The sequence below is a fragment of the Rhodococcus sp. P4_B6 genome (assembly GCF_056402215.1).
Genome location: NZ_JBFUHV010000145.1, coordinates 1 through 23,067 on the forward strand (window position 1 = coordinate 1; position 23,067 = coordinate 23,067).

22 protein-coding genes and 1 pseudogene are annotated in these 23,067 nt (G+C 68.3%); 11 read left to right on the forward strand and 12 right to left on the reverse strand.

The window, feature by feature from the left end:
* Positions 1-312 (forward strand): annotated as a pseudogene (locus tag AC1DWT_RS39160) (portal protein); the annotation flags it as partial.
* Between the two features lie 4 nt (positions 313-316).
* Here the strand turns inward: AC1DWT_RS39160 and AC1DWT_RS39165 are convergent.
* The 3 genes from AC1DWT_RS39165 to AC1DWT_RS39175 are packed head-to-tail and all read right to left on the reverse strand — an operon-like array spanning position 317 to position 2,523.
* The gene (locus AC1DWT_RS39165) at positions 317-721 is read right to left on the reverse strand and encodes a RidA family protein (protein WP_005251231.1); all 405 of its coding nucleotides are present in this window, start codon (positions 719-721) and stop codon (positions 317-319) included.
* Positions 722-765: 44 nt separating this feature from the next.
* On the reverse strand, positions 766-1,515 hold the full coding sequence (locus AC1DWT_RS39170) for an IclR family transcriptional regulator (protein WP_206013411.1): 750 nt from the start codon (positions 1,513-1,515) through the stop codon (positions 766-768).
* A 3-nt stretch (positions 1,516-1,518) separates the two neighbouring features.
* Positions 1,519-2,523 (reverse strand): sugar kinase, encoded by a 1,005-nt coding sequence (locus AC1DWT_RS39175; RefSeq protein WP_206013413.1) that lies wholly within the window; start codon positions 2,521-2,523, stop codon positions 1,519-1,521.
* Positions 2,524-2,743: 220 nt separating this feature from the next.
* On the opposite strand from AC1DWT_RS39175, the gene AC1DWT_RS39180 reads away from it, so the two are divergent.
* Genes AC1DWT_RS39180 through AC1DWT_RS39195 form a run of 4 tightly spaced genes read left to right on the forward strand, consistent with a single transcriptional unit; the run spans position 2,744 to position 7,755 of the window.
* The gene (locus AC1DWT_RS39180) at positions 2,744-4,066 is read left to right on the forward strand and encodes an amino acid deaminase (protein WP_206013415.1); all 1,323 of its coding nucleotides are present in this window, start codon (positions 2,744-2,746) and stop codon (positions 4,064-4,066) included.
* A gap of 22 nt (positions 4,067-4,088) precedes the next feature.
* Positions 4,089-5,708, forward strand: coding sequence for an N-acyl-D-amino-acid deacylase family protein (locus AC1DWT_RS39185; RefSeq protein ID WP_477924752.1), 1,620 nt, complete (start codon positions 4,089-4,091; stop codon positions 5,706-5,708).
* Positions 5,705-6,334 carry a bifunctional 4-hydroxy-2-oxoglutarate aldolase/2-dehydro-3-deoxy-phosphogluconate aldolase gene (locus AC1DWT_RS39190; protein ID WP_206013419.1) on the forward strand — a complete coding sequence of 210 codons (630 nt, stop codon included), beginning with the start codon at positions 5,705-5,707 and terminating at the stop codon, positions 6,332-6,334. Before AC1DWT_RS39185 ends, AC1DWT_RS39190 begins: the two co-directional genes overlap by 4 nt.
* A gap of 29 nt (positions 6,335-6,363) precedes the next feature.
* Positions 6,364-7,755, forward strand: a complete 1,392-nt coding sequence (locus AC1DWT_RS39195; RefSeq protein WP_095862324.1) for a GntP family permease — start codon at positions 6,364-6,366, stop codon at positions 7,753-7,755.
* Here the strand turns inward: AC1DWT_RS39195 and AC1DWT_RS39200 are convergent.
* Positions 7,752-8,603, reverse strand: a complete 852-nt coding sequence (locus tag AC1DWT_RS39200) for a spermidine synthase (protein ID WP_095862323.1) — start codon at positions 8,601-8,603, stop codon at positions 7,752-7,754. The genes AC1DWT_RS39195 and AC1DWT_RS39200 overlap by 4 nt on opposite strands.
* Positions 8,604-8,723: 120 nt before the next feature.
* Between AC1DWT_RS39200 and AC1DWT_RS39205 the strand changes: the two genes are divergently transcribed.
* Positions 8,724-9,050, forward strand: a complete 327-nt coding sequence (locus AC1DWT_RS39205; protein ID WP_072946386.1) for a hypothetical protein — start codon at positions 8,724-8,726, stop codon at positions 9,048-9,050.
* Positions 9,051-9,210: 160 nt separating this feature from the next.
* A complete protein-coding gene (locus AC1DWT_RS39210) occupies positions 9,211-9,876 on the forward strand; it encodes a TetR/AcrR family transcriptional regulator (RefSeq protein ID WP_072946387.1) in 666 nt (221 codons plus the stop codon).
* A gap of 32 nt (positions 9,877-9,908) precedes the next feature.
* Here AC1DWT_RS39210 and AC1DWT_RS39215 read toward each other — a convergent pair whose 3' ends face one another.
* Positions 9,909-10,985: a PQQ-dependent sugar dehydrogenase gene (locus tag AC1DWT_RS39215; RefSeq protein WP_072946388.1), complete on the reverse strand. Its 1,077-nt coding sequence runs from the start codon at positions 10,983-10,985 to the stop codon at positions 9,909-9,911.
* 97 nt (positions 10,986-11,082) lie between these two features.
* On the opposite strand from AC1DWT_RS39215, the gene AC1DWT_RS39220 reads away from it, so the two are divergent.
* Both AC1DWT_RS39220 and AC1DWT_RS39225 read left to right on the forward strand, forming a co-directional pair.
* Positions 11,083-12,483 (forward strand): DUF2252 domain-containing protein, encoded by a 1,401-nt coding sequence (locus AC1DWT_RS39220; RefSeq protein ID WP_072946389.1) that lies wholly within the window; start codon positions 11,083-11,085, stop codon positions 12,481-12,483.
* A gap of 42 nt (positions 12,484-12,525) precedes the next feature.
* On the forward strand, positions 12,526-13,305 hold the full coding sequence (locus AC1DWT_RS39225; RefSeq protein WP_072946423.1) for an IclR family transcriptional regulator domain-containing protein: 780 nt from the start codon (positions 12,526-12,528) through the stop codon (positions 13,303-13,305).
* Positions 13,306-13,309: 4 nt separating this feature from the next.
* On the opposite strand, the gene AC1DWT_RS39230 is transcribed toward AC1DWT_RS39225, so the two are convergent.
* Both AC1DWT_RS39230 and shiA read right to left on the reverse strand, forming a co-directional pair.
* On the reverse strand, positions 13,310-14,188 hold the full coding sequence (locus tag AC1DWT_RS39230; protein ID WP_477924747.1) for a shikimate dehydrogenase: 879 nt from the start codon (positions 14,186-14,188) through the stop codon (positions 13,310-13,312).
* 25 nt (positions 14,189-14,213) lie between these two features.
* Entirely contained in the window at positions 14,214-15,569 is a 1,356-nt protein-coding gene (gene shiA / locus AC1DWT_RS39235) for a shikimate transporter (RefSeq protein WP_072946391.1), read from the reverse strand.
* Positions 15,570-15,826: 257 nt separating this feature from the next.
* Between shiA and AC1DWT_RS39240 the strand changes: the two genes are divergently transcribed.
* Positions 15,827-17,245: an amino acid permease gene (locus AC1DWT_RS39240; protein WP_477924748.1), complete on the forward strand. Its 1,419-nt coding sequence runs from the start codon at positions 15,827-15,829 to the stop codon at positions 17,243-17,245.
* Positions 17,246-17,352: 107 nt separating this feature from the next.
* On the forward strand, positions 17,353-18,330 hold the full coding sequence (locus AC1DWT_RS39245) for a Gfo/Idh/MocA family protein (protein ID WP_206013423.1): 978 nt from the start codon (positions 17,353-17,355) through the stop codon (positions 18,328-18,330).
* Positions 18,331-18,340: 10 nt separating this feature from the next.
* Here the strand turns inward: AC1DWT_RS39245 and AC1DWT_RS39250 are convergent, their stop codons facing one another.
* From AC1DWT_RS39250 to AC1DWT_RS39270, 5 genes are all read right to left on the reverse strand, one after another.
* The gene (locus tag AC1DWT_RS39250) at positions 18,341-19,876 is read right to left on the reverse strand and encodes a phospholipase C (RefSeq protein WP_206013425.1); all 1,536 of its coding nucleotides are present in this window, start codon (positions 19,874-19,876) and stop codon (positions 18,341-18,343) included.
* Positions 19,877-19,932: 56 nt separating this feature from the next.
* On the reverse strand, positions 19,933-20,799 hold the full coding sequence (locus AC1DWT_RS39255; protein WP_072946395.1) for a TauD/TfdA dioxygenase family protein: 867 nt from the start codon (positions 20,797-20,799) through the stop codon (positions 19,933-19,935).
* Between the two features lie 272 nt (positions 20,800-21,071).
* Positions 21,072-21,833, reverse strand: coding sequence for an SDR family NAD(P)-dependent oxidoreductase (locus tag AC1DWT_RS39260; RefSeq protein ID WP_072946396.1), 762 nt, complete (start codon positions 21,831-21,833; stop codon positions 21,072-21,074).
* Positions 21,833-22,315 (reverse strand): nuclear transport factor 2 family protein, encoded by a 483-nt coding sequence (locus tag AC1DWT_RS39265; RefSeq protein ID WP_072946397.1) that lies wholly within the window; start codon positions 22,313-22,315, stop codon positions 21,833-21,835. Before AC1DWT_RS39265 ends, AC1DWT_RS39260 begins: the two co-directional genes overlap by 1 nt.
* A gap of 43 nt (positions 22,316-22,358) precedes the next feature.
* A partial coding sequence (locus tag AC1DWT_RS39270) for an MGH1-like glycoside hydrolase domain-containing protein (RefSeq protein ID WP_477924750.1) occupies positions 22,359-23,067 on the reverse strand: 709 nt, incomplete at its 5' end.

Consider the following 23,067-nt stretch of genomic DNA (forward strand, 5'->3'; position numbering starts at 1 on the left):
GACCTCGACAACATCGCCGTGTCCGTGGCAGCGCAGGCCCTGTCCCCCGGACTTCGACTGGTCCTGCGGGCCGGTGAGCAGGAGGCCATCGCGGAGACGAGGTCGCTGCTGCGGCTCGGGATCATCCGCGACGTCACCAGCCTCAGTGCCACGTACGTGGTGGCCGAGCTGATCGGCCTGCACCCGCAGGGCGTCGTGGCGGACGGCAGCCACCTCTACCTGGAGGTGGCGACCGCGGACACGTCCGAGCCCGTCTTCACGGAACTGCCCGTGTCGCCGCGGATGAGCTGCCGCCACCTCGTCACTGCGTAGCGACCTAGCCGGTCACGGCCAGCGCGTCGATCTCGACGAGCATGACCTCGTGCGGGAGGTCGACGAAAACCGTGGTGCGGCACGGCAGCTGACCGCTCGGGACGTTCTCCGCGATGAACTCGCCGTACACGTCGTTCATCGCCGCGAAGTCGTCCCGGGTGGTGAGGTAGACACGGAACATCAGCACGTCTTCCACGCTCGCACCGCCGGCCTCGAGGATCGCCTTGACGTTCTCGAGGGTGCGACGGGTCTGCTCGCGCACGTCGCCTTCGGCGATGTACTTGTTCGTGACGGGGTCCATCGGGCCCTGCCCCGACACCTGGAGCATGTTGCCCTTCTTGATGCCCTGGCTGAACGTGTGCGCGGGGGCGGGGGCGCCTTCGGTGCGGATGACGGTGGTGTCGGACATATCGATACTCCTGTGTGTCGTTACTTTTCGGTGGACGGGGACGGTCAGGGCTGGGCGCGGTATCCGCAGTCTCGGGAGATCCGCGCCCCCACGGCCTGGAGGGGTTCGAGCAGGTCGAGGACGCGTTCGTAGCTGAGAACGACGTCGGGCACCGAGACCGAGACGGCGGCGACGACGCGACCGGACGCGCCGCGAATGGGCACTCCGATGCAGTTGACGGACGGCTCGTTCTCCTCCTGATCGTGCGCCCAGCCCTGCTCTCGGACCATACGGATCTCGTCGAGGTAGCCTTCGGGCGTCGTGATCGTGTTGGCGGTGCGGGAGGAGAAATCCATCGAGTCGACGACGGTCCGCAGTTCCGAATCCGGCAGGTCGGCGAGGATCACCTTCGCGACGGCGGTCGAATTGAGATTGGCGCGCAGCCCGATTCGCGAGTACATCCGAATCTGATCGTGCGATTCGAGTTTGTCGATGTACACCACGTCGCCGCCCTCCATCGCCGCGAGGTGCGTGGTGCGCCCGTATTCGCGGTTGAACGCGACGAGGTGCGGTGACGCGATGCGCCGGACTTCCCGCTGATCGGTGGCCTGTGCGGCGAGTTCGAAGATGCGGGAACCGAGGTGGTACTGGTTGCTGTTGTCGCGGAACGTGAACCGCTCGTCGGACAGCGTCCGCAGCAGCCGCAGCACGGTGGTCTTGTGGACTCCGGTCGATTCGGCCAGCTGGTCGAGGTTGGCGGGGCCGTTGCCGAGTTGCACCAGCAGGTGCAGGGCGCGGGAGACACTCTGACTCATCGTTCACTCCACTTTCACGAGAGAGAAGCCGTCGGCGGTGACGCTCGTTGCCGCCCAGTCCGATTCGGAACAGTGCAGCATCGCGTCGAGCAGTGCGGCGGGCGGCGGGGGCGCCGAGTCGGCGGCGACGGTCAGGGTGGCGGCGGCACCGATGTGCCCGCGGCGCAGGCAGCGCGCCTGATCCTCGCCGCGCACCACACCACTGAGATATCCGGCGGCGAAGGCATCGCCCGCGCCGACGGGTTCGACGACGTCCACGCGGAGTGCGGGAACGGCGATGCTGCGACCACTCCGGTCGACGGCCAGGGCCCGGTGCGCGCCGTCCTTGACGACGACGGTGGCGGGCGCGGGCAGGATCAGCCGCAACTCGTGCGGATCCGCGGTGCCCAGCACGCGCAGGGCCTCGTCGGCGCCGACGAGCACCAGATCGGCGAGATTCGCCAGTTCCACGACCATCCGCGGGTCGCCGTCCGGCCACAATTGCTCACGCCAGTTGACGTCGAAGCTGACGACACCGGAGATCCCCGGCCTGTCGCGGAGCAGTCGCCGCATCAGGGCGAGGCACGAATCGGACAGGGCCGGTGTGATTCCGCTGCAGTGGACCACGGCGGCGCGGCCGAACAGTTCCGCGACCGCCGGCCGGTCGAGGAATCCGGGGTCCATGGCCGACGCCGCCGAACCCGCTCGGGAGTACAGGCTGTCGGTCCGCGGCTCGCCGTGCTCGTCGAGGGCGGTGGTCTTCGAGTAGTGACCGGTGGGCCGCTCGGGGTCGATCTCGATCGCGCGGACGTCGACGCCCCGCGCCCGCAGTTCGGTGCGGATGAGGGTGCCGAACTCGTCGTCGCCGAGCCGTCCGACCCAGGCGGCCGGGACACCGAGCGCGGCGAGACCTGCGGCGACGTTCGCCTCCGCGCCTGCGAGGTGGAGTGCCGAGTCCGGGGCCACCAGCACCATCGCCTCACCGAGGCACGCGACACCGGACTCGGGGGTGGGGGTCGATTCCTGCACTTGTTACCTCTGCGACTGCTCGGACCGGCACGGGGTTGGGTTTCGAGAGCCCTCGCCGCGGTGATGCATGCCGCATCGGACCGTTGACGATGACCCAGGCCAATGCTAGACATAGGAGACGCAAAAACGCAATCACCGTTGCATACAGCGCAACGTAGCACTTCACGGCCCTTCTTCCGATGTCGGCCAGCCCCACAGAACCCGAACGACAGGATCGACGATGACGATCAGCGGAACGGACGCACTCGATTCCGGTGCCTTGGCGGAGCTCGACGAGCTGCGCCTGTCCGACGTGGACAAAGCCCTCCCCTCCGCGGCGAACGGCCACACCAAGGCCGAGTTCCTCGCCACCCGGCCGAGGCTGTCCGCCTTCAGCACCCCGGTGATGGTGCTCGACGAGACGGCCATCGCCGGCAATCTCGACACCATGGCGGCGTGGTGCCGAACGCACGGAGTCGACCTCGCTCCGCACGGGAAGACGACCATGTCACCGGTGCTGTGGGACCGGCAGATCCGCGGCGGCGCGTGGGGGATCACGCTGGCGAACTTCGGTCAGCTCCGGGTGGCGGTGCGATTCGGCGCGCGCCGGGTGCAGATCGCGAACTCGCTCGTCGACCCGACCGCCCTGCTGTGGCTGGCCGAGCAGATGGAAGCCGACCCGGAACTCGAAGTCCTGATGTGGGCCGACTCCCCGCAGACGGTCGACGCGATGACCGCGGCGCTCGCGGACGTTGCGGTGGCCCGTCCGCTGCCCGTGCTCGTCGAACTCGGCGGAGAGGGAGGACGCACCGGCGCACGCTCCGTGGCCGAAGCCGTGGCAGTAGCCGAACGTATCGGGAAGAGCCCCGCACTGCGGTTGGCCGGCGTCTCCGGTTACGAGGGCGCCCTCGCACACGACGCCTCCGAGGAGTCCCTCGCCCGGGTCCGCGCGTACCTCCGGTCGATGGCCGAATTGCATCGCCGGCTCGAGGCCGAGGGTCGATACCCGGAGGATCTGGACGTGTACGTGACCGCGGGCGGCAGCGCCTACTTCGACGTGGTCGCCGAGGTGCTCGCCGAACTCGCAGGCGGCAGAACCAAAGTGGTGGTCCGCGCCGGCGCGTACATCATTCACGACGACGGCTTCTACACCGGGATCTCACCGTTCGGCCGTGGCGAAGACACGCAGGCGCGTCGCCTCACGTCGGCGATGCACACGTGGGCCCGGGTGGTGTCCCGCCCCGAGCCGGGCCTCGCCCTGCTCGACGCAGGCAAGCGCGACGTCCCGTTCGACGAAGGACTCCCCACCGCGCAGGCCGTCGCCGGCCAACTCGGGGCGACGCCGCGGCCCCTCGTCGGCGCCGAAGTGACCGCCGTCAACGACCAGCACGCGTTCCTCCGGCTCGATCCCGCACGGCCCGAACACGATCTGCGCGTCGGCGACGTCGTCCGGCTCGGTCTCTCCCACCCGTGCACCGCGTTCGACAAGTGGCGGTGGATTCCGGTCGTCGGCGACGACTCCGACGATCCGGTCGTCGTCGACCTGATCCGCACCTTCTTCTGATCCCCGGCCGAGGACTCACATCRTGACCACTCTGATCCGTTCCGCCACCGTCGTCGACGGGTCGGAGGCGCCGAGGTACCGCGCCGACGTGCTCGTCGACGGCGACCGGATCGCCGAAATCTGGCCCGAAGCAGACCACTCCGAGACCGCACGCCCTCGCGCGGATCGTGTGATCGACGCCGACGGCCTGGTGCTCGCGCCCGGCTTCATCGACATGCACGCCCACTCGGATCTGCAGATCCTGCTGMACCCCGACCATCCGTCGCGGATCACCCAGGGCGTCACCACCGAGGTACTCGGTCAGGACGGGCTGTCCTACGCACCCGTCACCGACGACGTGCTCGCGGTGGTCCGGCGCAAGATCGCGGGGTGGAACACCGATCCCGAGGATTTCGACTTCTCCTGGCGGAGTGTGGGCGAATACCTCGACCGACTCGATCGCGGGATCGCCACCAATGTCGCGTATCTCGTCCCGCACGGGGTGGTGCGGGCGCTGGTGGTGGGCTGGGACGATCGCCCGGCGACGGCGCCGGAGATCGAGGAGATGCAGCGGATCGTGGCGCAGTCCATGGTGGAGGGCGCCGTCGGGCTGTCCGCGGGGCTGACCTACACGCCGGGGATGTACGCGGACAACGAGGAGTTGCTGGCACTGTGCCGGACCGTCGCCGAATACGGCGGCTACTTCTCCCCGCACCACCGGTCGTACGGCGCCGGTGCCATGGAGGCCTACGCCGAAATGGTGGATCTGACGTCGCGGGCCGGGTGCGCACTGCACCTTGCGCACGCCACGCTGAACTTCGGACCCAACAAGGGCCGCGCCCCGGAACTGCTGGCTCTGCTCGACGCGGCCGAGTCCGCCGGCGCGGACATCAGCCTCGACACCTACCCGTATCTTCCCGGCGCCACCACACTGTCGGCGATCCTGCCCAGCTGGGCGTCGGCGGGCAGCATGGAGCAGACCCTCGACCGGCTCCGGGATCCGGTTGCGCTCGAACGCATCCGGGAGCATCTCGAGGTCACCGGATCCGACGGCTGCCACGGCGTGATCGCCGAGTGGCACACCCTCGAGATCAGCGGCGTGCAGAATCCCGAACTCGACGCCTACGTCGGGAAGACCGTCGCGGACATCGCCGTCGCCGAGAATCGCGACCCCTTCGACGTGTGCATCGACATCCTGGTCCGCGACCAACTCGGCAGCGGCATCCTGCAACACGTCGGGCACGAGGAGAACGTGCGCGCGATCATGCAGCACCCCCGGCACACCGGCGGCAGCGACGGACTGCTGGTCGGCGCGAAACCGCACCCCCGCGGCTGGGGAACGTTCGCGCGCTACCTCGGGCACTACAGCCGCGACCTCGGCCTGATGTCCCTCGAGGAGTGCGTCGGCCACCTCAGCGGCCGCGCCGCGACCCGGTTGCGGCTCGTCGACCGCGGATATGTCCGCCGCGGCTACGCCGCCGACCTCGTGCTCTTCGATCCGGACACGGTCGGCGACACCGCGACCTATGCCCGGCCGCGTCAGGCTGCGGCCGGTTTCTCTCACGTATTCGTCCGCGGCCGCCTCGCCCTCGAGGACGGCCGCCTCACCGGCGCGACCGCCGGAAGATCGTTGCGCCGCGAACAAGGAGGAGCAGTCCGATGACCGAGATCGACATCCTGCGTGCCGACCGGGTACTGACGGTGGTGCGTGCGGAGACCATCCCCGACGCCACCGACCTGTGCCATGCGCTCGCCGAGGGCGGAATCCGGACGGTCGAGTTGACGTTCACCACCCCCGACGTGCTCCATCACCTCGGCCGCGCCGCCGACGCCGCCGCCGCAGCGGGCAGCATTCTCGGCGTCGGGACCGTGATGACAGGCGATCAGGCCGCGGCCGCGATCGACGCCGGCGCCCGGTTCCTCGTCACCCCCGGTATCCGCCCGGACGTCGCGAAAGTCGCCACGGGACGGTCGATTCCCGTCTTCCTCGGCGCGTTCACCCCCACCGAGGTGGCGATGGCCGTCGACCTCGGATCCGCCGCGGTCAAGATCTTCCCCGCCAAGCGGCTCGGCCCCGGCTACCTCTCCGACCTGCACGGCCCGTATCCCGGCGTGGAACTCCTGCCGTCGGGCGGGATCAACGATTCCAACGCCCGCGAGTTCCTCGACGCCGGCGCACTCGCCCTGTGCGCGGGCACCAGCGTCGTCCCACCGTCCAGTGTCGCGGCAGGCAACTGGACCGACATCACCGACCGCGCCCGCGCGTTCGTCACCGCGCTCTCGGCCTGAGCACCCTTCCCCTTCTCCCTGGAGACGCAATGACGTCGTTCGTCGACTGGCTGCAGCACGACACAGCCGGACTCCTCACTCTCGCAGCGATATCCATCGCCGTGCTGCTGGTCCTCATCATCAAACTCAAGCTCGAGCCGTTCATCGCGCTGATCGTCGTCGGCGTCGGCGTCGCTCTCATCGCGGGAGTGTCGGTGGTCGAACTGGTGGGCACCCCGACGTCGGCGGCCGACTCCATTCTGGAGAAGGGCTTCGGCGGGATCCTCGGGCACATCACCCCGATCATCGGCCTCGGCACCGTCCTCGGCGCGATGATGGAACGCTCGGGTGGCGCCGACGTGCTGACGGAGCGTCTTCTGAAGTTGTTCGGGCCCAAGGGCGCACCGCTGGCGATGGGTGTCACCGGTCTCGTACTCGGCATCCCCGTCTTCTTCGACATCGGCATCTTCATCCTCGCCCCGCTGGTGTACGTGGCGGCCAAGCGCGGCGGTAAGTCGCTGGTGCTGTACGCGATGCCGATGCTCGCCGGCCTGTCCATGACCCACGCGTTCCTGCCCCCGCACCCGGGCCCCGTCGCCGCGGCCGGTCTGCTGCACGTCGACATGGGCTGGATCATCATCATGGGCCTCGCCTGTGGCATCCCCGCCTGGTTCGTCAGCGGCGTGGTCTGGGGTAGCTGGATCGGCAAGCGCGTGATCATCGAGGTCCCCGACGAGTTCATCCCGGAGGAGAAGGAAGCCGACAAGAACCCGCCGCCACTCTGGCTGATCTCGTTCATCATCCTGGTGCCGATGGTGCTGATCCTCGGCGCGACGGTCGGCAACGTGGTCCTCGAGGAAGGCTCGACGCTGCTGTCGGTCCTCATCTTCCTCGGCACCCCCACGATCGCGCTGACCATCGCCGTCCTGCTGGCGCTGTACCTGCTGGGGACCCGGCGCGGGATCACGGCGCAGGAGATCGGTGCGATGTCTGCGGCGGCGCTGAAGCCGGTCGGCATGATCCTGCTGGTCGTCGGTGCCGGTGCGTTCTTCGGCGCGGTCCTGCGGGCCACCGGAGTCGGACAGGCCCTGGCCGACTCGATGGACGCGCTCGGTCTCCCGGTCATCCTGTCCGCGTACCTGATCAGCTGCGCACTCCGCATCGCCCAGGGTTCGGCGACCGTCGCCATCGTCACCACCGCAGGCGTCATCGAACCGTCGGTCGCGGCCGGGAACTACTCGTCCGCGCAGATCGCCCTGATCGTGATCGCCGTGTCGGCCGGATCCATCATCGCCAGCCACGTCAACGACGGCGGATTCTGGATCGTGTCACGGTATTTCAACATGTCGGTGAAAGACACCCTGAAGACGTGGACGGTGCTCGAAACCATCCTGTCGGTGGTGGGCTTCGCGATGGCCTCGCTGATCTGGGTGCTCGTCTAGGTGCCGGAATCCGCGTCGCGCAGCACCCGGGCGGCTCCGGCGAACGTCCGCACCTGCCGGTCGTCCCAGACATGGGCAGGCACACCACCACCCAGCAGTGTGCGGACGAGGGCGGGGTCGTCGCCGATCGGCACGTCGCTGCCCGCGATCACGATGTTGCCGTAGCGGCGTCCCTTGAGCATCGCGGGATCGGCGATGATCGTGGTGTGCGGGAACACGCTGCCGATGGTCGCCGCCTCCCGGCGCGCGAGGACGAGGTCGCGGGTGTCGCCGCAGTTCACCACGTAGATGCCGCCGGGTGCCAGCACCCGCCGCACGTGCCCGGTGAACTCCGTGGTCGTCAACGGTGCCGGAGTCGTGTTGCCGGCGAACACGTCGCGAACGATCAGGTCGCGGCTCGACTCCGTCAACGTCTCGGTGACCGCCCGCGCCTCCCCCACCCGCAGTCGCAGCAGTGGGGCCCGCGGCAGGTCGAACCATTCACGGACCAGTTCGGCGAGCTTGCCGTCGAGTTCGACCACCACCTGCCGGGCGTCCGGATAGCGGGCGGCGAGATGTCGGGCGAGCGAGCAGGCGCCGCCCCCGAGGTGCAGGGCACGCACCCGCCGATCCGTTCCCCAGTGCGAGGCGACCAGTTCGGCGATCCACCGCATGTACTCGAAATCCAGATACGTGGGGTCCGACAGGTCGATGTGGGAACTCTCGACGCCGTTCACCTTCAGCACCCAGCCGTGCGGGTTGAGGTTGTCCACGGCGAGTTCGCACGTCCCCGTGTCGATCGGGTACACACCGGGGACCGGACCCCCGTCGGATGTCCCGGCAGCCCGACCGCCGCGCTGCCTGCCCATCGTCCGTCTTCCCTACTGCTCGCGCCGCCCGCTCGCGTCTGCTGCGAGAATCGTCCTCCCACGATACCGGTCCGACACGCGGGTGCCCTACCGTGGAGACGCGCACGAGAAGGGAAGACGATGGAACCTCAGGAAGTCGACTTCGCGCACACCGAGGGCGCGGCGAAGCGGCGACGCGAGAAGGCGATGGGACTCGCGCGGTACGTGTGGGATCGCGGGATCAGCGGTCAAGAACTGCTCGACCTGACCGACAGCACGCTGCGCAAACTCGCCCGGGCGGCCGAGACGAACCCGCCGAGCACCATGGAAACCTGGCTCACCGTCGTCGAACTGCTCGATCAGAAGACGGCGTGGGCGCAGCGCCACCCCGACCATCCCGCCGCCACCCCGGCACACCGCGACGAGAAGATCATGTGGGTCACGCCGCCGGTCCAACCCTGGACCTGAACCGCTAGATCTCGCGCCGGCGTTCCCCTGCCTCACCTCACCCCTCCCCCTCCCCCTCCCTCCCGGACGAACGGGGCGCTCGTTCGATCGAACGCAACGAGCGTCCCGTTCGTCGCGGCGGGCAAGGCGGCTGGGTGGAGGTTGATGGCAGGCTAGAGGTGTGAGCACCTCGGACTCGGTCGGCGGTGCCCGGGTGGGAAAACGCACCGGGCGTCCCCGATCGCTGTCCGAGGACGACATCGTGCAGGCGGCCCTCGCCGACAACCTCAGCACCCTGACGATGCCCGCGGTGGCGCGCCGGCTGGGGGTCAGCCACTCCACGATCTACCGCTACTTTCCCGACCGCGAGGCGCTGCTGCGGGCGTGCGTCGATCACGTGGCCCGGTCGATGGACTGGCCCGACCCCGAGTTGGACTGGCGGGAACTGCTTCTCGCGTTCGCGGACCGGTTGTGGGCGAGCTTCGAACGGTACCCGGGGCTGGCGCAGGTGGAGTTGACCGTCCCCGGCACACCGTCCGGGGTGGTGGACTGCATCGAAACACTCGTGCTGTCGCTGCACCGGCAGGGATTCTCCACACGGGACGCGTTGCTGGTCGTCGATTTCGTCGCCGAACTGACCATGACGCAGTTCTCGATGATGGGCGGTCTGGACGACACCGTCAGCCCAACCGATTCGCGGACCGCCCGGGAGGCGTATCAGGACAGCTGGGGCGGCTCGCCGGTGCTGGCGCAGGCCCTCGGCGACGAATCGACGTGGCAGGACCGCGGCTGGATGGAGGACAAACTCGCCCTCGTGCTGGACGGTCTTGCGCTCCGCCGCCTGTGAGTACTTGTCAACGTCCTGCGGTTGACAAGTACTCACGGGATCTCCAGTATTTGATCGTCGGACGCTCCCGGATCGCCGCGGCCGTCGCGGTTGCTGGTGCTGAACCAGACGGTGCCGTCCGGTGTCGCGACGACGGTCCGCAGCCGCCCGTATTCGCCCTCGAACAGCGACTGCGGTTCACCGACCGCACCGTCTGCGCCCACGGGGATCCGCCACAGCCGTTCGCCGCGCAGCGCCGCGACCCACAGCGCGCCGTCGTGGAACGCGAGACCGGACGGGGACGCCTCGCCGGTGGACCACTGGATCACCGGGTCGACGAAGCCCGCCTCGCCGGCCCGTCCCTCGACCTCCGGCCATCCGTAATTGCCGCCGGGTTCGATCAGGTTCAGCTCGTCCCAGGTGTTCGCGCCGAACTCGGTGGCCCACAGCCTGCCTGCGTCGTCCCACGCCAGGCCCTGCACGTTGCGGTGCCCGAGCGACCACACGGGCGATCCGGGAGTCGGATTGTCGGCCGGGATCGATCCGTCGGGGTCGATGCGCAGGATCTTCCCGCCGAGCGAGGACGGGTCCTGGGCGCGCGGCCGGTCGCCGGCTTCACCGGTGGCGACGTACAGCTTGCCGTCCGGGCCGAACGCGATCCGGCCGCCGTCGTGGATCGATCCGGCGGGGATGCCGGTGAGGATCGGGGCCGGCTCGCCGAGGCTGTTGCCGTCGAAGGGCAGGGAAACCACCCGGTTGTCGTCACCGGTGGTCAGGTACGCGTAGATCGTCCGATCCGTCGCGTAGTTCGGCGAGACGGCCAGGCCCAGCAGTCCCGATTCGCCCTGCGCCGACACACCGGGCACCTCGCCGATCACGGTGGCGCTCCCGTCCGCCTGCAGGTGCCGGATGGCGCCGCTGTCCCGTTCCGCGATCAGCGCCGTCCCGTCCGGCAGAAACGCTATCCCCCACGGCACGTCGAGGTCGGACGCCACGACGGCCGGCGCGGCGGCGGACGGCGCGGCGGCCGCGCTGGTCGGCGACACCTGCGCCGAACTCCCCTCGGACTGGCAGGCCGCGCACGCGACAACCAGCAGCGCCGCGGTGGCCGCGAAAAGTCGCTGTCCCATGGATGTCCTCCCGTCGCGCGACCGCACCCTGTCCATACTCCCCCACCGCGCAGCGCAAAGCGTCCTCCCGAGCGCGTCCGGTGCCTAGACTCGAACCATGGCCACGTCTTCCCGAGCCGGTAGGACCACGGTGATCGATGCCCGACGTTCGGCCGGTAAGGCCGCACGCGAAACACTCTCCCGCAAAGCGCAGGGTGCATTCGCCCTTCCCGAGCGCGACCCGGTGGCGGTGATCGAAGAGCAGAACACCACCCGGCTGCAGACCCTCGTGCCGATCCGGGTCGGACGGATGCTCGAATCACCGTTCGCGCTGTACCGCGGGTCGGCCGCGATGATGGCACACGATCTCGCCGACTCACCGGTCACCGGTTGCCAGGTCATCGCCTCGGGCGACGCGCACCTTGCCAACTTCGGGCTGTTCGCCTCACCGGAACGCCGGATGCTGTTCGACCTCAACGACTTCGACGAGTCCTACCCGGCGCCGTGGGAGTGGGATGTGCGCCGCCTCGCCGCGAGCGTGTGGATCCACGGACGCGCCAACTCGTACACCGAGGCGCAGTGCGCCGACGCCACGGGCGCAGCCGTCCGCGCGTACCGCAACACTTTGAGTGCACTGTTTCAGCTGACCGCCACGGAGCGATACTACTTCCAGGAGGAGACGGACGTCCTCGAGCACGACCCGCGCGCGCAGAAGCAGCGGATCCGCGCGATCGCCGAGAAGGCACGCAAACGGACGTCCGAACAGGTCCTCCGGAAGCTGACCACCATGGAGGAGGACGGCAAGCCCCACATCGTCGACCAGTTCCCCGTCATCCGACATTCGACGAAGTACGACCTGGGCCGCATCACCGAGTTGTACCTTCTGTACCTCGACACCCTGCGCGCGGACATTCGACTGTTGCTGACGCAGTACGAAGTGGTCGATTATGCGATGCGCATCGTGGGCGTGGGCAGCGTCGGGACCCGCTGCTGGTTGCTGCTGCTGCAGGGGCCGGCCGGCGAGCCGCTCTTCCTGCAGGCCAAGGAAGCACCGCGGTCGGTTCTGGAGACGCACGGGAAGGTCGCGACCGCACCGGACTCGATCATTCGTGCGGTCGCGAAGAACGGTCAGGGTTCCCGGGTCGTCGGCGCGCAGCGCATCCTCCAGGCGCAGTCGGACCCGTTTCTGGGGTGGGTGCGCGGCGTCGAGGGCGACGACGGACTTCGGCGCGACTTCTACCTGCGGCAGTTCCGCGACATGAAGGGGTCCGTCGACCTGCAGACCCTGGAACCGGCGCAGTCCATGAAATATGCAGCACTGTGCGGCACGATGCTCGCCCGTGCGCACAGCCAGAGCCCCGGATCAGCCTTCGTCGCGGGATATCTCGGCAACGGGGAATCGTTCGACCTGGCGATCACCGCCTGGGCCCGACTGTATGCGGACCAGTCCGAGAAGGATTACGACGCGCTGCGGGCGGCGGTGAAGTCGGGGCGGCTTCCCGCGGAGACCGGTCTGTAGACCGGTACCATGACGGCGTGTGCGAAACAGGTGGCTGCTGAGGTGGCCGAGCAGCCGGCATCGGGTGAACGGTACTTCCTCGAGTCACTGGACCGCGGACTGAGCGTCCTCGAATGTTTCGACGAGCAGCACCGGGAGCGCACGCTGAGCGAGGTGGCGCAGAGCGTCGGGATCACCCGCTCCACGGCGCGCCGCATTCTGCTCACCTTGGTGGACAAGGGTTTCCTGCGTCTCGACGGCCGTAACTTCTCGCTCACGCCCCGGGTGCTGCGGTTCGGTTTCTCGTATCTTGCCGCGCTGCGACTGCCGCAGGTCGCCGATCCGCACATCGAGGCTCTCGCGAAGGAACTGGGCGAGACCATCTCCGTCACCATCCTCGACGGCCCCGACGTGGTGTACGTGGCGCGGGTCCGCTCACCCCGGATCATCCGCATCTCCATCACGGTGGGCATGCGGTTCCCCGCGTACGCGACGTCCACGGGGCGGGTGCTGCTGGCGGGACTGTCGGCCGACGCTCTCGGCGACTACCTGAAGACCACCACGTTCCAGTCGTTCACCCCGCAGACGATCTCGGACGTCGACCAGCTGCGCACCGCGGTCGGGCAGGTCGCCAGGGACGGCTGGTCGATGTCGGAGAACGAACTCGAGGTCGGCATCCGCGGCGCGGCCGTTCCCATCCGCGATCGGACGGGCGCCGTGGTCGCCGCCCTCAACTCCTCGCTGCAGGGCACCCAGTACACGCGCTCCGACGTCGAGGCGACGGTGGTGCCGAAACTCGTCGCGACGGCGGAGCGGATCGGTTCCGACCTGTCGCTGGGCTGACCGCCTACGCGGCGCGCCGGGACTGCTGGTCGACGAGCATCAGCACGTGCGCGTACATGCGCTCGAAATCCGGTGTGACACCGGTGAACAGCTGGAACGCGTCGGCGGCCTGAAAGACGTTCATACCGGCGCCGCCGAGGGTGGGCGCACCGAGCGCGCGGGCCGCCCGGATCAACGGCGTCTCGATCGGCCGGTAGATCACGTCGGCGACCCAGAGGTCGGRGCGCAGCAGTTCCACGGGCACGGGGGTGCCGGGGAATCCGACCATGCCGATTGGTGTGGCGTTGATCAGACCGGACGCCTCCGCGAGCGGCCCGGCGATCTCCGACGCCGGAACCGCGTCGACGACGCTGCCGGGAAACAACTTTCGCATCGTGTCCCGGCAGTGTTCGGCACGATCGGGATCGACATCCGTCACGGTGAGGTGCCCGGCGCCCCGGGACAGCGCCGAGTAGGCGACGGCGACCCCGGCGCCGCCCGCCCCGATCTGCACAACCCGGTCGAGGCTCGCACCCGGCAGTTCGCGGCCCAGGCTGCTGCCGAACCCGGTCCAGTCCGTGTTGTGCCCGACGGCCCTGCCCGCGGTGAACACCACCGTATTGACGGCCTCGAGTCGCGCGGCGTCCGGCGACAATTCGTCGAGGTACGCCATCACCTGCTGCTTGTACGGGTGGGTGACGTTGAGCCCGTCGAACCCCCACTGCCGTGCCAGGTCGATGATGCCCTCGACGGTGGCCGCCGCCCCGTGCAGACGCTCGAGGTCGAGGAGCCGGTACACGTAGTTCATCCCCTGCGCGTGCCCCTCGGCCTCGTGCAGTGCGGGCGAGAACGAACCGTCGATCCCGTCTCCGATGAGTCCGCAGAGCACCGACTGTGCAGCCATGACCGTCGTCTCCTCGTCTACCGGCTCAGTGCGCGTTCTCGAGCTTCGCGGCCGTGGCGGCGTCCGCCACGTCAGCAGCCGAATCGGGTTGCAGTCGCCACGCGATCAGGGCGCTGGCGACGCAGCCGCCTGCCAGGTACACGGCCACCAGGTGCCAGGACCCGCCGCTCGCGGTGACCAGGGCCGCCGCGATGAACGGGGTGAAGCCGCCGCCGATCGCGCTGGCCACCTGGTACCCGACGCCCGCACCGCTGTACCGGTACTCCGCTCCGAACATCTCGGTGAACAGCGGCTGCTGCACGCTGACGACCATGTCGTGGGAGATGTTGACCAGCAGCACGGCCAGGATGACGGTGCCGATCATCGACCCGTGCTCGAGGAAGATGAAGAACGGGAACGCGCACACCGCGCCGATCAGTGCGCCGAGGATGTAGACGCGGCGCCGGCCGTGCTTGTCGGACAGCCAGGCGAACAGCGGGATGGTGCCGATACCCACGGCGCCGACGAGCAGACCGACGTTGAGCATGAAGTTGCGCTCCATCCCCAGTTCCTGCGTGGAGTAGCTGAGCGCGAACGTGGTGACGATGTACATGGAGAACAGTTCGGCGAAACGCAGGCCGATGATCTGGAGGAACGCCTTCGGGTGGTTACGCAGTGCCTCCACGAGCGGGATCCGCTTCTTCTCCTCCGGGCTCTCCTCTTCGACCTTCTCGACCTTCTCGACGAATTCGGGGCTCTCCTGCACTCCAGCGCGGATCCACAGACCGATTCCGACCAGGACGACGCTGGCGACGAACGGAACACGCCAACCCCACTGGCTGAACGCGTCCTCGGTGGTCAGGTTGCTCATGAGCATGACGAATCCGGTGGCGAGGATGAGTCCGACCGAGTACCCGACCTGCACTCCGCTGCTGTAGAACGCCTTCTTCTTCGGCGGCGCGCTCTCGACGGCCATCAGCGCGGCCCCACCCCACTCGCCGCCGACGGCGAAGCCCTGGATGGCGCGCAGCGTGACGAGCAGCACCGGCGCCCACCAGCCGATCGACGCGAAGGACGGCAGCAGTCCGATCAGCGCGGTACTCGTGCCCATGATCAGCACGGTGAGGATCAGCATCCGCTTGCGTCCGATGCGGTCGCCGTAGTGGCCGAACACCACGCCGCCGAGCGGGCGGAACAGGAATCCGACGCCGAACGTCGCGAACGCGGCGAGGGTTCCGATCGCCGGGCTGACGTTCGGGAAGAACTCCGAGTTGAACACCAGTGCCGCGACCAGCCCGTAGAGCAGGAAGTCGTACCAGTCGATGACCGCGCCGACGAAGCTGCTCAGCGCTGCTCTTCGCGCCTGCTTCTCGGCCGCCGGGGTGAAGGCGTGATCGCTCATTCCGATGTCCCGTCTACGTTGATGCCGGACCCAGTGTGTTCGTATGTCGAACGCGTGTCCGCTGGTTGAATAATGTGACGGTAGCCATAGCGTTTCCGCCTTGTCAAGGCCGCATAGATGCGTGGTACTGCCGATTCGTCTATCCCGGCCGCTCCAAATTCACCGAATCGGCGGTTCCGCGGCCGTCGCGACTCGTCCACACTTTCTCGAATCAGCGACCCACATCACATCCGGAGTAGCGCCGAAGGGATTTCTCCATGTCAGGAACCACCGATCCGCAACTTCAGCACACACTGAAGAAGCGGCACCTCTCGATGATCGCTATCGCGGGGGTGATCGGAGCAGGCCTCTTCGTGGGCTCCGGGGTCGCGATCCGCGAGACGGGCCCCGGCGTTCTGGTCGCCTACGCACTCGCAGGCATCGTCGTCATCCTCGTGATGCGCATGCTCGGCGAGATGTCGACCGCCAACCCCGAGACCGGTTCGTTCTCCGCGTACGCGGACCAGGCGATCGGCCGATGGGCGGGATTCAGCATCGGCTGGCTCTACGCGTGGTTCTGGATCATCGTCCTCGGCATCGAGGCGACAGCGGGCGCCGTCATCATGAACCGGTGGATCCCCGACGTCCCGCAGTGGAGTTGGGCACTGATCCTGATGGTGCTGCTCACGCTGACGAACATCGCGTCCGTGAAGTCGTTCGGCGAGTTCGAATTCTGGTTCGCGTCGATCAAGGTCGCGGCGATCGTCATCTTCCTGGGACTCGGCATCCTCGCGATCTGCGGATTCCTGCCCGGTGTCGAAGCACCCGGACTCACCAACCTCACCGGTCACGGCGGGTTCTTCCCCAACGGGGCAGGTGCCGTCTTCGCGGCGGTACTCGTGGTCGTGTTCTCCTTCTTCGGCGCCGAGATCGCCACCATCGCGGCCGGTGAATCCGCGAACCCCGTCGCGGCGGTGCGCAACGCCGTGCGGTCCGTCGTGTGGCGCATCCTCATCTTCTACATCGGGTCCATCGCCATCGTCGTGACGCTGTTCCCCTGGGACGACGCCTCCGTCGCGCTGAGCCCATACGTCGCGGTCATGGATTCGTTCGGCATCCCGGCGGCAGGCAACATCATGGACGTCGTCGTGCTCACGTCCGTGCTGTCCTGCCTGAACTCCGGCCTGTACACGGCGAGCCGCATGATCTTCTCGCTCTCCCGCCGCGGCGACGCCCCGGCCTCGTTGTCGGAGATCGGCTCGTCCGGCGTTCCGCGCCAGGCCGTGCTCGTCTCGACGGTCGTGGGGTTCCTGACAGTGGGCCTCAACTTCCTGTACCCGGACACCGTGTTCCTGTTCCTCGTCAACTCCTCGGGCGCGATCGCCCTGTTCGTGTGGCTGGCGATCTCGGTGTCGCAGCTGCGCATGCGGCGCCGGCTCGAGACCGAGGGCAAGGACCTCACGCTGAAGATGTGGTTGTTCCCCTATCTGACGTGGTGCACCATCGCCGCCATCATCGCGCTCTGCATCGGCATGCTCGTGCTGCCGGAGACCAGGAGCCAGATGTACGTCTCGATGGGCCTCGCCGTCGTGGTGGTCGGAATCGGGATCTACCGTCAGCGGACCCGTCAGGTCGGCGACGCGACTCCGGATCCCACGACCTCCGGCGAAGAAACCGTCGACGCCCTCCGCCCCTGAGCCGGTCCCGCATGTTCGTATAACGAACAGTAGTGCGCTCACTGAACTCGGCGTACAGTCCGCCGAGGGAAGGCCGGACCCACCGGCCCCAGGAAGGACCGAAGCTCATGAGGTGGGCGATTCTCGGCGCGAGCAACATCGCTGCCACCCGCGTGCTCCCCGCGCTGCGCGAGTGCGGGGAGACCGCGGCAGTCGTGCTCAGCGGTGACGCGGCGCGCGCAGAGGACTACCGGCGGACCCACGACATCGAGTCCGCCACCGACGACCTGCGCGAGGCGGTGGGCGGGGACGTCCAGGCCGCCTACATCTCCTCCACGAACGACAAGCACTTCGACCACGCCATGGCCGCGATCGACGCGGGTCTGCACGTGCTGTGCGAGAAGCCGCTCTCGTTCGACGTCACTCAGGCACAGAAGATGGTCGACGCGGCCGCGGCCGCGGGGGTCGTGTTCGCGACGAACCATCACCTCCGCACCCACCCCGTTCATCGAGCGGCGCGGAAGATGCTGGCGGAGGGCGCGATCGGCGACATCCTCTCCGTGCGCGTGAGCAACACGATCCTGCTGCGCCAGGCCCTGCGTGGGTGGCGCCTCGACGGCGTGGGCGGCGGCGTCGTCCTCGACCTCGCGGTGCACGACATCGACACGCTCCGCTTCGTGACCGGGATGGAACCGACCACGGTGACGGCGGTGGGGGTGTGCCAGGGGCTCAGTGACGGTCCGGCGGATGCCGCGATGACGAGCGGCGTCCTCGGCACGAACACCCTGTTCTCCCTCCACGACGCGTACACGGTCCCCGGTGGCGTCACCGGATTCGAGATCCACGGGAAGTCGGGCACTCTCGTCGCCACCGACTGCATGCGCCCCGATCCCACCGGGACGCTGCGCATGATCACGAACGGGCAGGACACGGCCGTCCCGCTCGAGGCCGTCGACAACCTCTACGCACCGGGGATCCGGGCGTTCGTCGACGCCGTCCGCGGGGACGGTGAACCCGTGGCGACGGGACACGACGGACTGCGTTCGGTGACCGCCGCGCTGGCGATCCTGCAGTCGATCGACGGGGGCCGGACGGTCCGACTCTGAGCGCAGGTTGCTACATGATCAGCCCGCTGGGCCGACGCCGCAGCGGCGACGGTTCCTGCACGGGCATCTGGTTCGGCGGAACCGGGTAGGGCGCACCGGCGTTGAGCGTCCCCGCGGCCACGTTCGGCCCGCACTGCGCGATCGCCGCCTGCAGGCGTGGCCCGGGGTCGGTCATCGCGGGAACACCGGAGTTCGGTGCCGACGAGAAGTCGAACGCGGACGTCATGTCGCCGACGGCGCCGCGGCGCCAGTCGGTGAGGTTGGGGACGGGCACGCCGAACCGCTTCTCCAGCAGCCGCAGCTGCGACGTGTGGTCGAACGTGTCGGACGCGACGAGGCCGCCGCGGCTGTACGGCGAGATGATCAGCGACGGTACCCGGAAACCGAGGCCGATCGGACCCGGATTGTTCTCGCTCTCCGACACCGTGTTCAACGGGACCGTCAGGTATTCGCCCGGGGTGCCCGGCGGCGGGGTGGGCGGGGTGACGTGGTCGAAGAAGCCGCCGTTCTCGTCGTAACTGATGATCAGCGCCGTCTTCTCCCAGATCGCCGGGTTGGACGTGAGGATGTCGAGCACCTCGACGATCCCGACCGCACCCGCGGCCGGGGGCAGCGCCGGGTGCTCGCACGTGAAGATGTTGGGGACGATCCAGGACACCGCGGGCAGGGTGCCGTTCGCGACGTCGGCCCGGAAGTCGTTCGGGTACGTCGGATCGAGGCCGCGGCGAGCGAGTTCCGAATTCGGGTCGCTATATTGCGTGAAGCAGCCGAGCATCCCGTCGAGCGCGACACTCGACACCGGCCCGAGGTCCTTGTTCGCGTACACCTTCCAGCTGACGCCGGCCTCCTGCAGGTTCTCCGGATAGGTGCGCCAGGAGTAGGCGAACCTCGGGATCACGGTCGGCGTCTCGACGAGCGGACCGCCCGCCAGCCCGTCCGGGTCGATCGTTCCCGTCATCCAGTAGAGCCGGTTCGGGTCCGTCGGCCCGAGCACGGAGCAGAAGTAGTGGTCGCAGATCGTGAAGGCGTCGGCGAGGTCGTAGTGCACCGGGATGTCGGCCCGCGTGTAGTAGCCCATCGTGGCGGGACCGTTGAGCGGCCCCTCGTGCGCGATGTGCACCGGCATCCACCGGTCCATCGCGCCGCCGTTCCACGCGTCGTGCTGCGGACCCCACGAATGGGTGGGGTCGTTGATGCATTCGCCGTCGAGGTGCGTGCCCTGCGTGGTGTCGAGCCGGAACGGGTTGAGAAACCCGGTCGGCGTCGGCCCGACGCCCGGCGTCCAGCCGTACTGCTGCCACGCCGGCGACGGGTCGTCGAAGCCGCGCACCCCCGACAGCGTGCCGTAATAGTGGTCGAACGAGCGGTTCTCCTGCATGAGGTAGACGAAGTGCTCGATGTCGTTCAGCGACCCGCTGCCACCCGGATCCTGCGCGTACGCCCGGTCGATCACCGGGCCCGCCCACGAACTGAGGAATACGGCGCCGCCTGCCGCTGCGGCGGAGGCGAGGAACTTGCGTCGTGAGATGTCCGATGCCGGGGTCACGGATCGTGACGCTAGTCGCTGCGGACGCCGCCCGCCCGGTGAATGCGCACGTTGCCCTACTGCGGGCCCACCGGCACATCGCCTTCCAGCGTGATGCGGTGCATGACGCGGTGCTGGGTTCCGTAGTCGCGGTTCGCGTAGTGCGCGGTACTGCGGTTGTCCCACAGCACGAGGTCGCCGAGGCGCCAGCGGTGCCGCACGACGTGCTCCGGTTTGGTGAGGTGGGCGTACAGGAAGTCGAGGATCCCCCGGCTCTCCGCCTCGGAGACTCCGGCGATGTGGGACGTGAAGCCCGGGTTCACGAAGATGCCCTTGCGGCCCGTTTCCGGGTGAACCCGCACGACGGGATGCTCGACGGGCACGAGTGCGGTGACTTCCTCACCGTCCCAGACGTTTCCCTTGCCGCCGCGCTTCTGCGCGAGGTAGTACCCGAATTCGCGGTTGCCGTCGTGGACCGCGGTCAGCTGGTCGATCATCTGCCGGATCGGCAGCGACAGCGACTCGTACGCCAGTTGGCTGTCGGCCCAGTTGGTGTCGCCGCCGTGCGGTGGGAGGACGACGGGACGGAGGATCGACCCGAGCGGCGGCCGCTTCATGAACGTGACGTCGGTGTGCCACACGTCGGCGAAACCGTTGTCCTGGCTGTCGAGCGCGTACACCTCCCGGGCCACGTTGCCGCTGTCGTGGACGGGGTGGCCCGCGGTAAGCCGACCGAGCCGGCGACCGAACTCGATGTGGCCCGAGTCGTCGAGCGACTGGCCCCGCAGGACCAGCACCTTGTGCTCGGTCAGCGCCGAACGGATCGCGGCCACCTCGGCGTCGGTGGCGGACGCGACGTCCAGTCCGATGATCTCGGCCCCGAACGACGGGCCGAACTTGTCGAGCGTCAGCGACGCTGTCCTGGTTTCGAATGCAGTGCTCATGATGTCTTTCCGCCAAGGTGGATCGTGCCTGGGTACGGGAGCACCGGCCCGGACCTGCGAACGCGGAGGATGCGTGAGGAATTACCGGATGCCGGAGCCTACCGAGGAATGGACAGCACGCGGTACGCGCGCCGGGGCCATCAGCAACAACAGATGTTGGCGCACGTACGGCACAGGTCGACGGTCAGGCGTCGCACCAGGTGAGTCGTATGCACGAAGCAATTCCTACCGGATGGGAGGGAAATGAGCAAGCTCGCGGCAATCGCGTGCGATCAGCTCCAGCGCGCCTGACCGCCGTCGAGCGGGATGGTGGCCCCCGACAGGTAACCGGCGTCGGGACCCACGAGGAAGACGACGGCGCGCCCGATGTCGCGTTCGCAATCACCGATCCGGCCGAGCGGAATCGACTTCACGAACTCGGCGGCCTCCTCCGGATTGGTCTCCGTCCACCACTTCAGCCCCGGGGACAGCGCGTGCGGCGCAATGGCGTTGACGCGGATGCCGTCCGGGCCCCATTCGCTGGCCGCGGTCCGGGTGAGCGAGCGCATCGCCTCCTTGGTGGCCGCGTACAGCCCGTAACCGCTCGTGTCCCAGCGCACCGCCGACGAGCTGACGAGATTGATGATCGAGCCGCCGCCGCGCGCCTTCAGGTGCGGGTAACACAGCTGCATCAGGAACAGGGTGGCCACCGGGCCGACGGCCATCGCGCGGTCGAGAAGCTTCGGCGTGATCTCCAGGAGCGGTCCGAGCGCGCTCGCGTTGGCGTTGTTGACGAGGATGTCGATCCCGCCGAACACCTCCACGACGCGGTCGACCATCGGTGCCAGCTGATCGCGTTTGCTGACGTCGCAGACGATCGGCTCGGCCACGCCGCCAAAGTCGGCGATGGCGGCGCACGTGTCGACGAGTTTCGCCTCCGTGCGCCCGACCACCGCGATCCGCGCACCCTCCTTGGCCAGCGCGAACGCCATCCCGGCGCCCACGCCCTGCCCGGCGCCGGTGATCAGTGCGACCTTGCCGTCCAATGTCCCCATCACGAGTCCCCTCGGTCCGATTGCGCGTCGGCTGCCCACCGGTTGGCCGTCAGCCGGAAGCTGGGAATGTCGGACAGCGACATCACCGCCTCGTACGTCCGCTCGTATCCGGTGTGGGCGATCCGCCATCGACCGTCCGGCCCGCGGACGTAGCGGTCGGAGTAGAACGCCGCCCCCCGCAGCACCATGTCGTGCTCCGGGATCAGCACGGTGTCGGAGAGGAACCACCGCCCCGTCGCCGTGTCGCCGTCGACGTCGATCTCCGGGTGACCGCAGTGATGCTCGGTGATGGTCTGCGGCCCCAGATTCGACTTCATGAACGCGACCAGGGCGTCCCGCGACTCGAACGCGAGATGCTCGCCGTAGTTCGCGGTCGCGTCGGGAAGGAGCGTGTCGGCGAACTCGTCCCAGCACTTCGTGTCCAGGGCCCGCAGATACGTGTACTTGAGCCTGCTGATCGCGGCGACGGCCTCGAGATCCACGGCATTCACCCTTCGTCCACCCCCGAAACTGACACCTGTTCTATCACGGATCGGCAGGATTGGCGTCGGATCCGACGATCCATGCGCTACGACCGGGCGGGTCGAGGATCAGATCGGCCACAAGCGCAGTCCAGCCGGTTTGGTGGGACGCGCCGAGACCGGCACCGTTGTCGCCGTGGAAGTACTCGTAGAACAGATGGTTGTACTTCCATGCGGAGTCGGTCTGGAGTAGTTTCTCGCCGCCGTTCACCGGCCGGTTCCCTTCGGCGTCCGGCAGCCAGATGCCGACGAGGCGGTCGGCTAGGTCGTCGGCGACCTGCCGGAGGGTGAGGCGTCGCCCCGAACCGGTGGGGTAGTCGATGGTGAAGTCGTCACCGAAGAACTGTGCGTACTGCAGCAACGCCCGGATCACGAGGTAGTTGACGGGGAACCAGACGGGGCCCCGCCAGTTCGAGTTGCCGCCGTACATCGAAGTGCGGGACTCGGCCGGCTGGTAGTCGATCACCGCGTCCGGTGTGCCCGGCAGGGTGTATGGCGACTCGAACTGCTTGGACAGCGAGCGCAGCCCGTGCGGTGAGAGGAAGGCGTCCTCGTCGAAGAGTGTCGCGAGCACGGTTCGAAGCTGCTGCTCCGTCAGCAGCGACAGCAGCAGTCGGCGCTCGGTGTCGGCGGTCCGCACCCGCCACGACTGATCCGAGCCCGTTCCCTTCGCGCGCACCATACGAGCGAAGCGCTTGCTCAGCCGTTGCGCC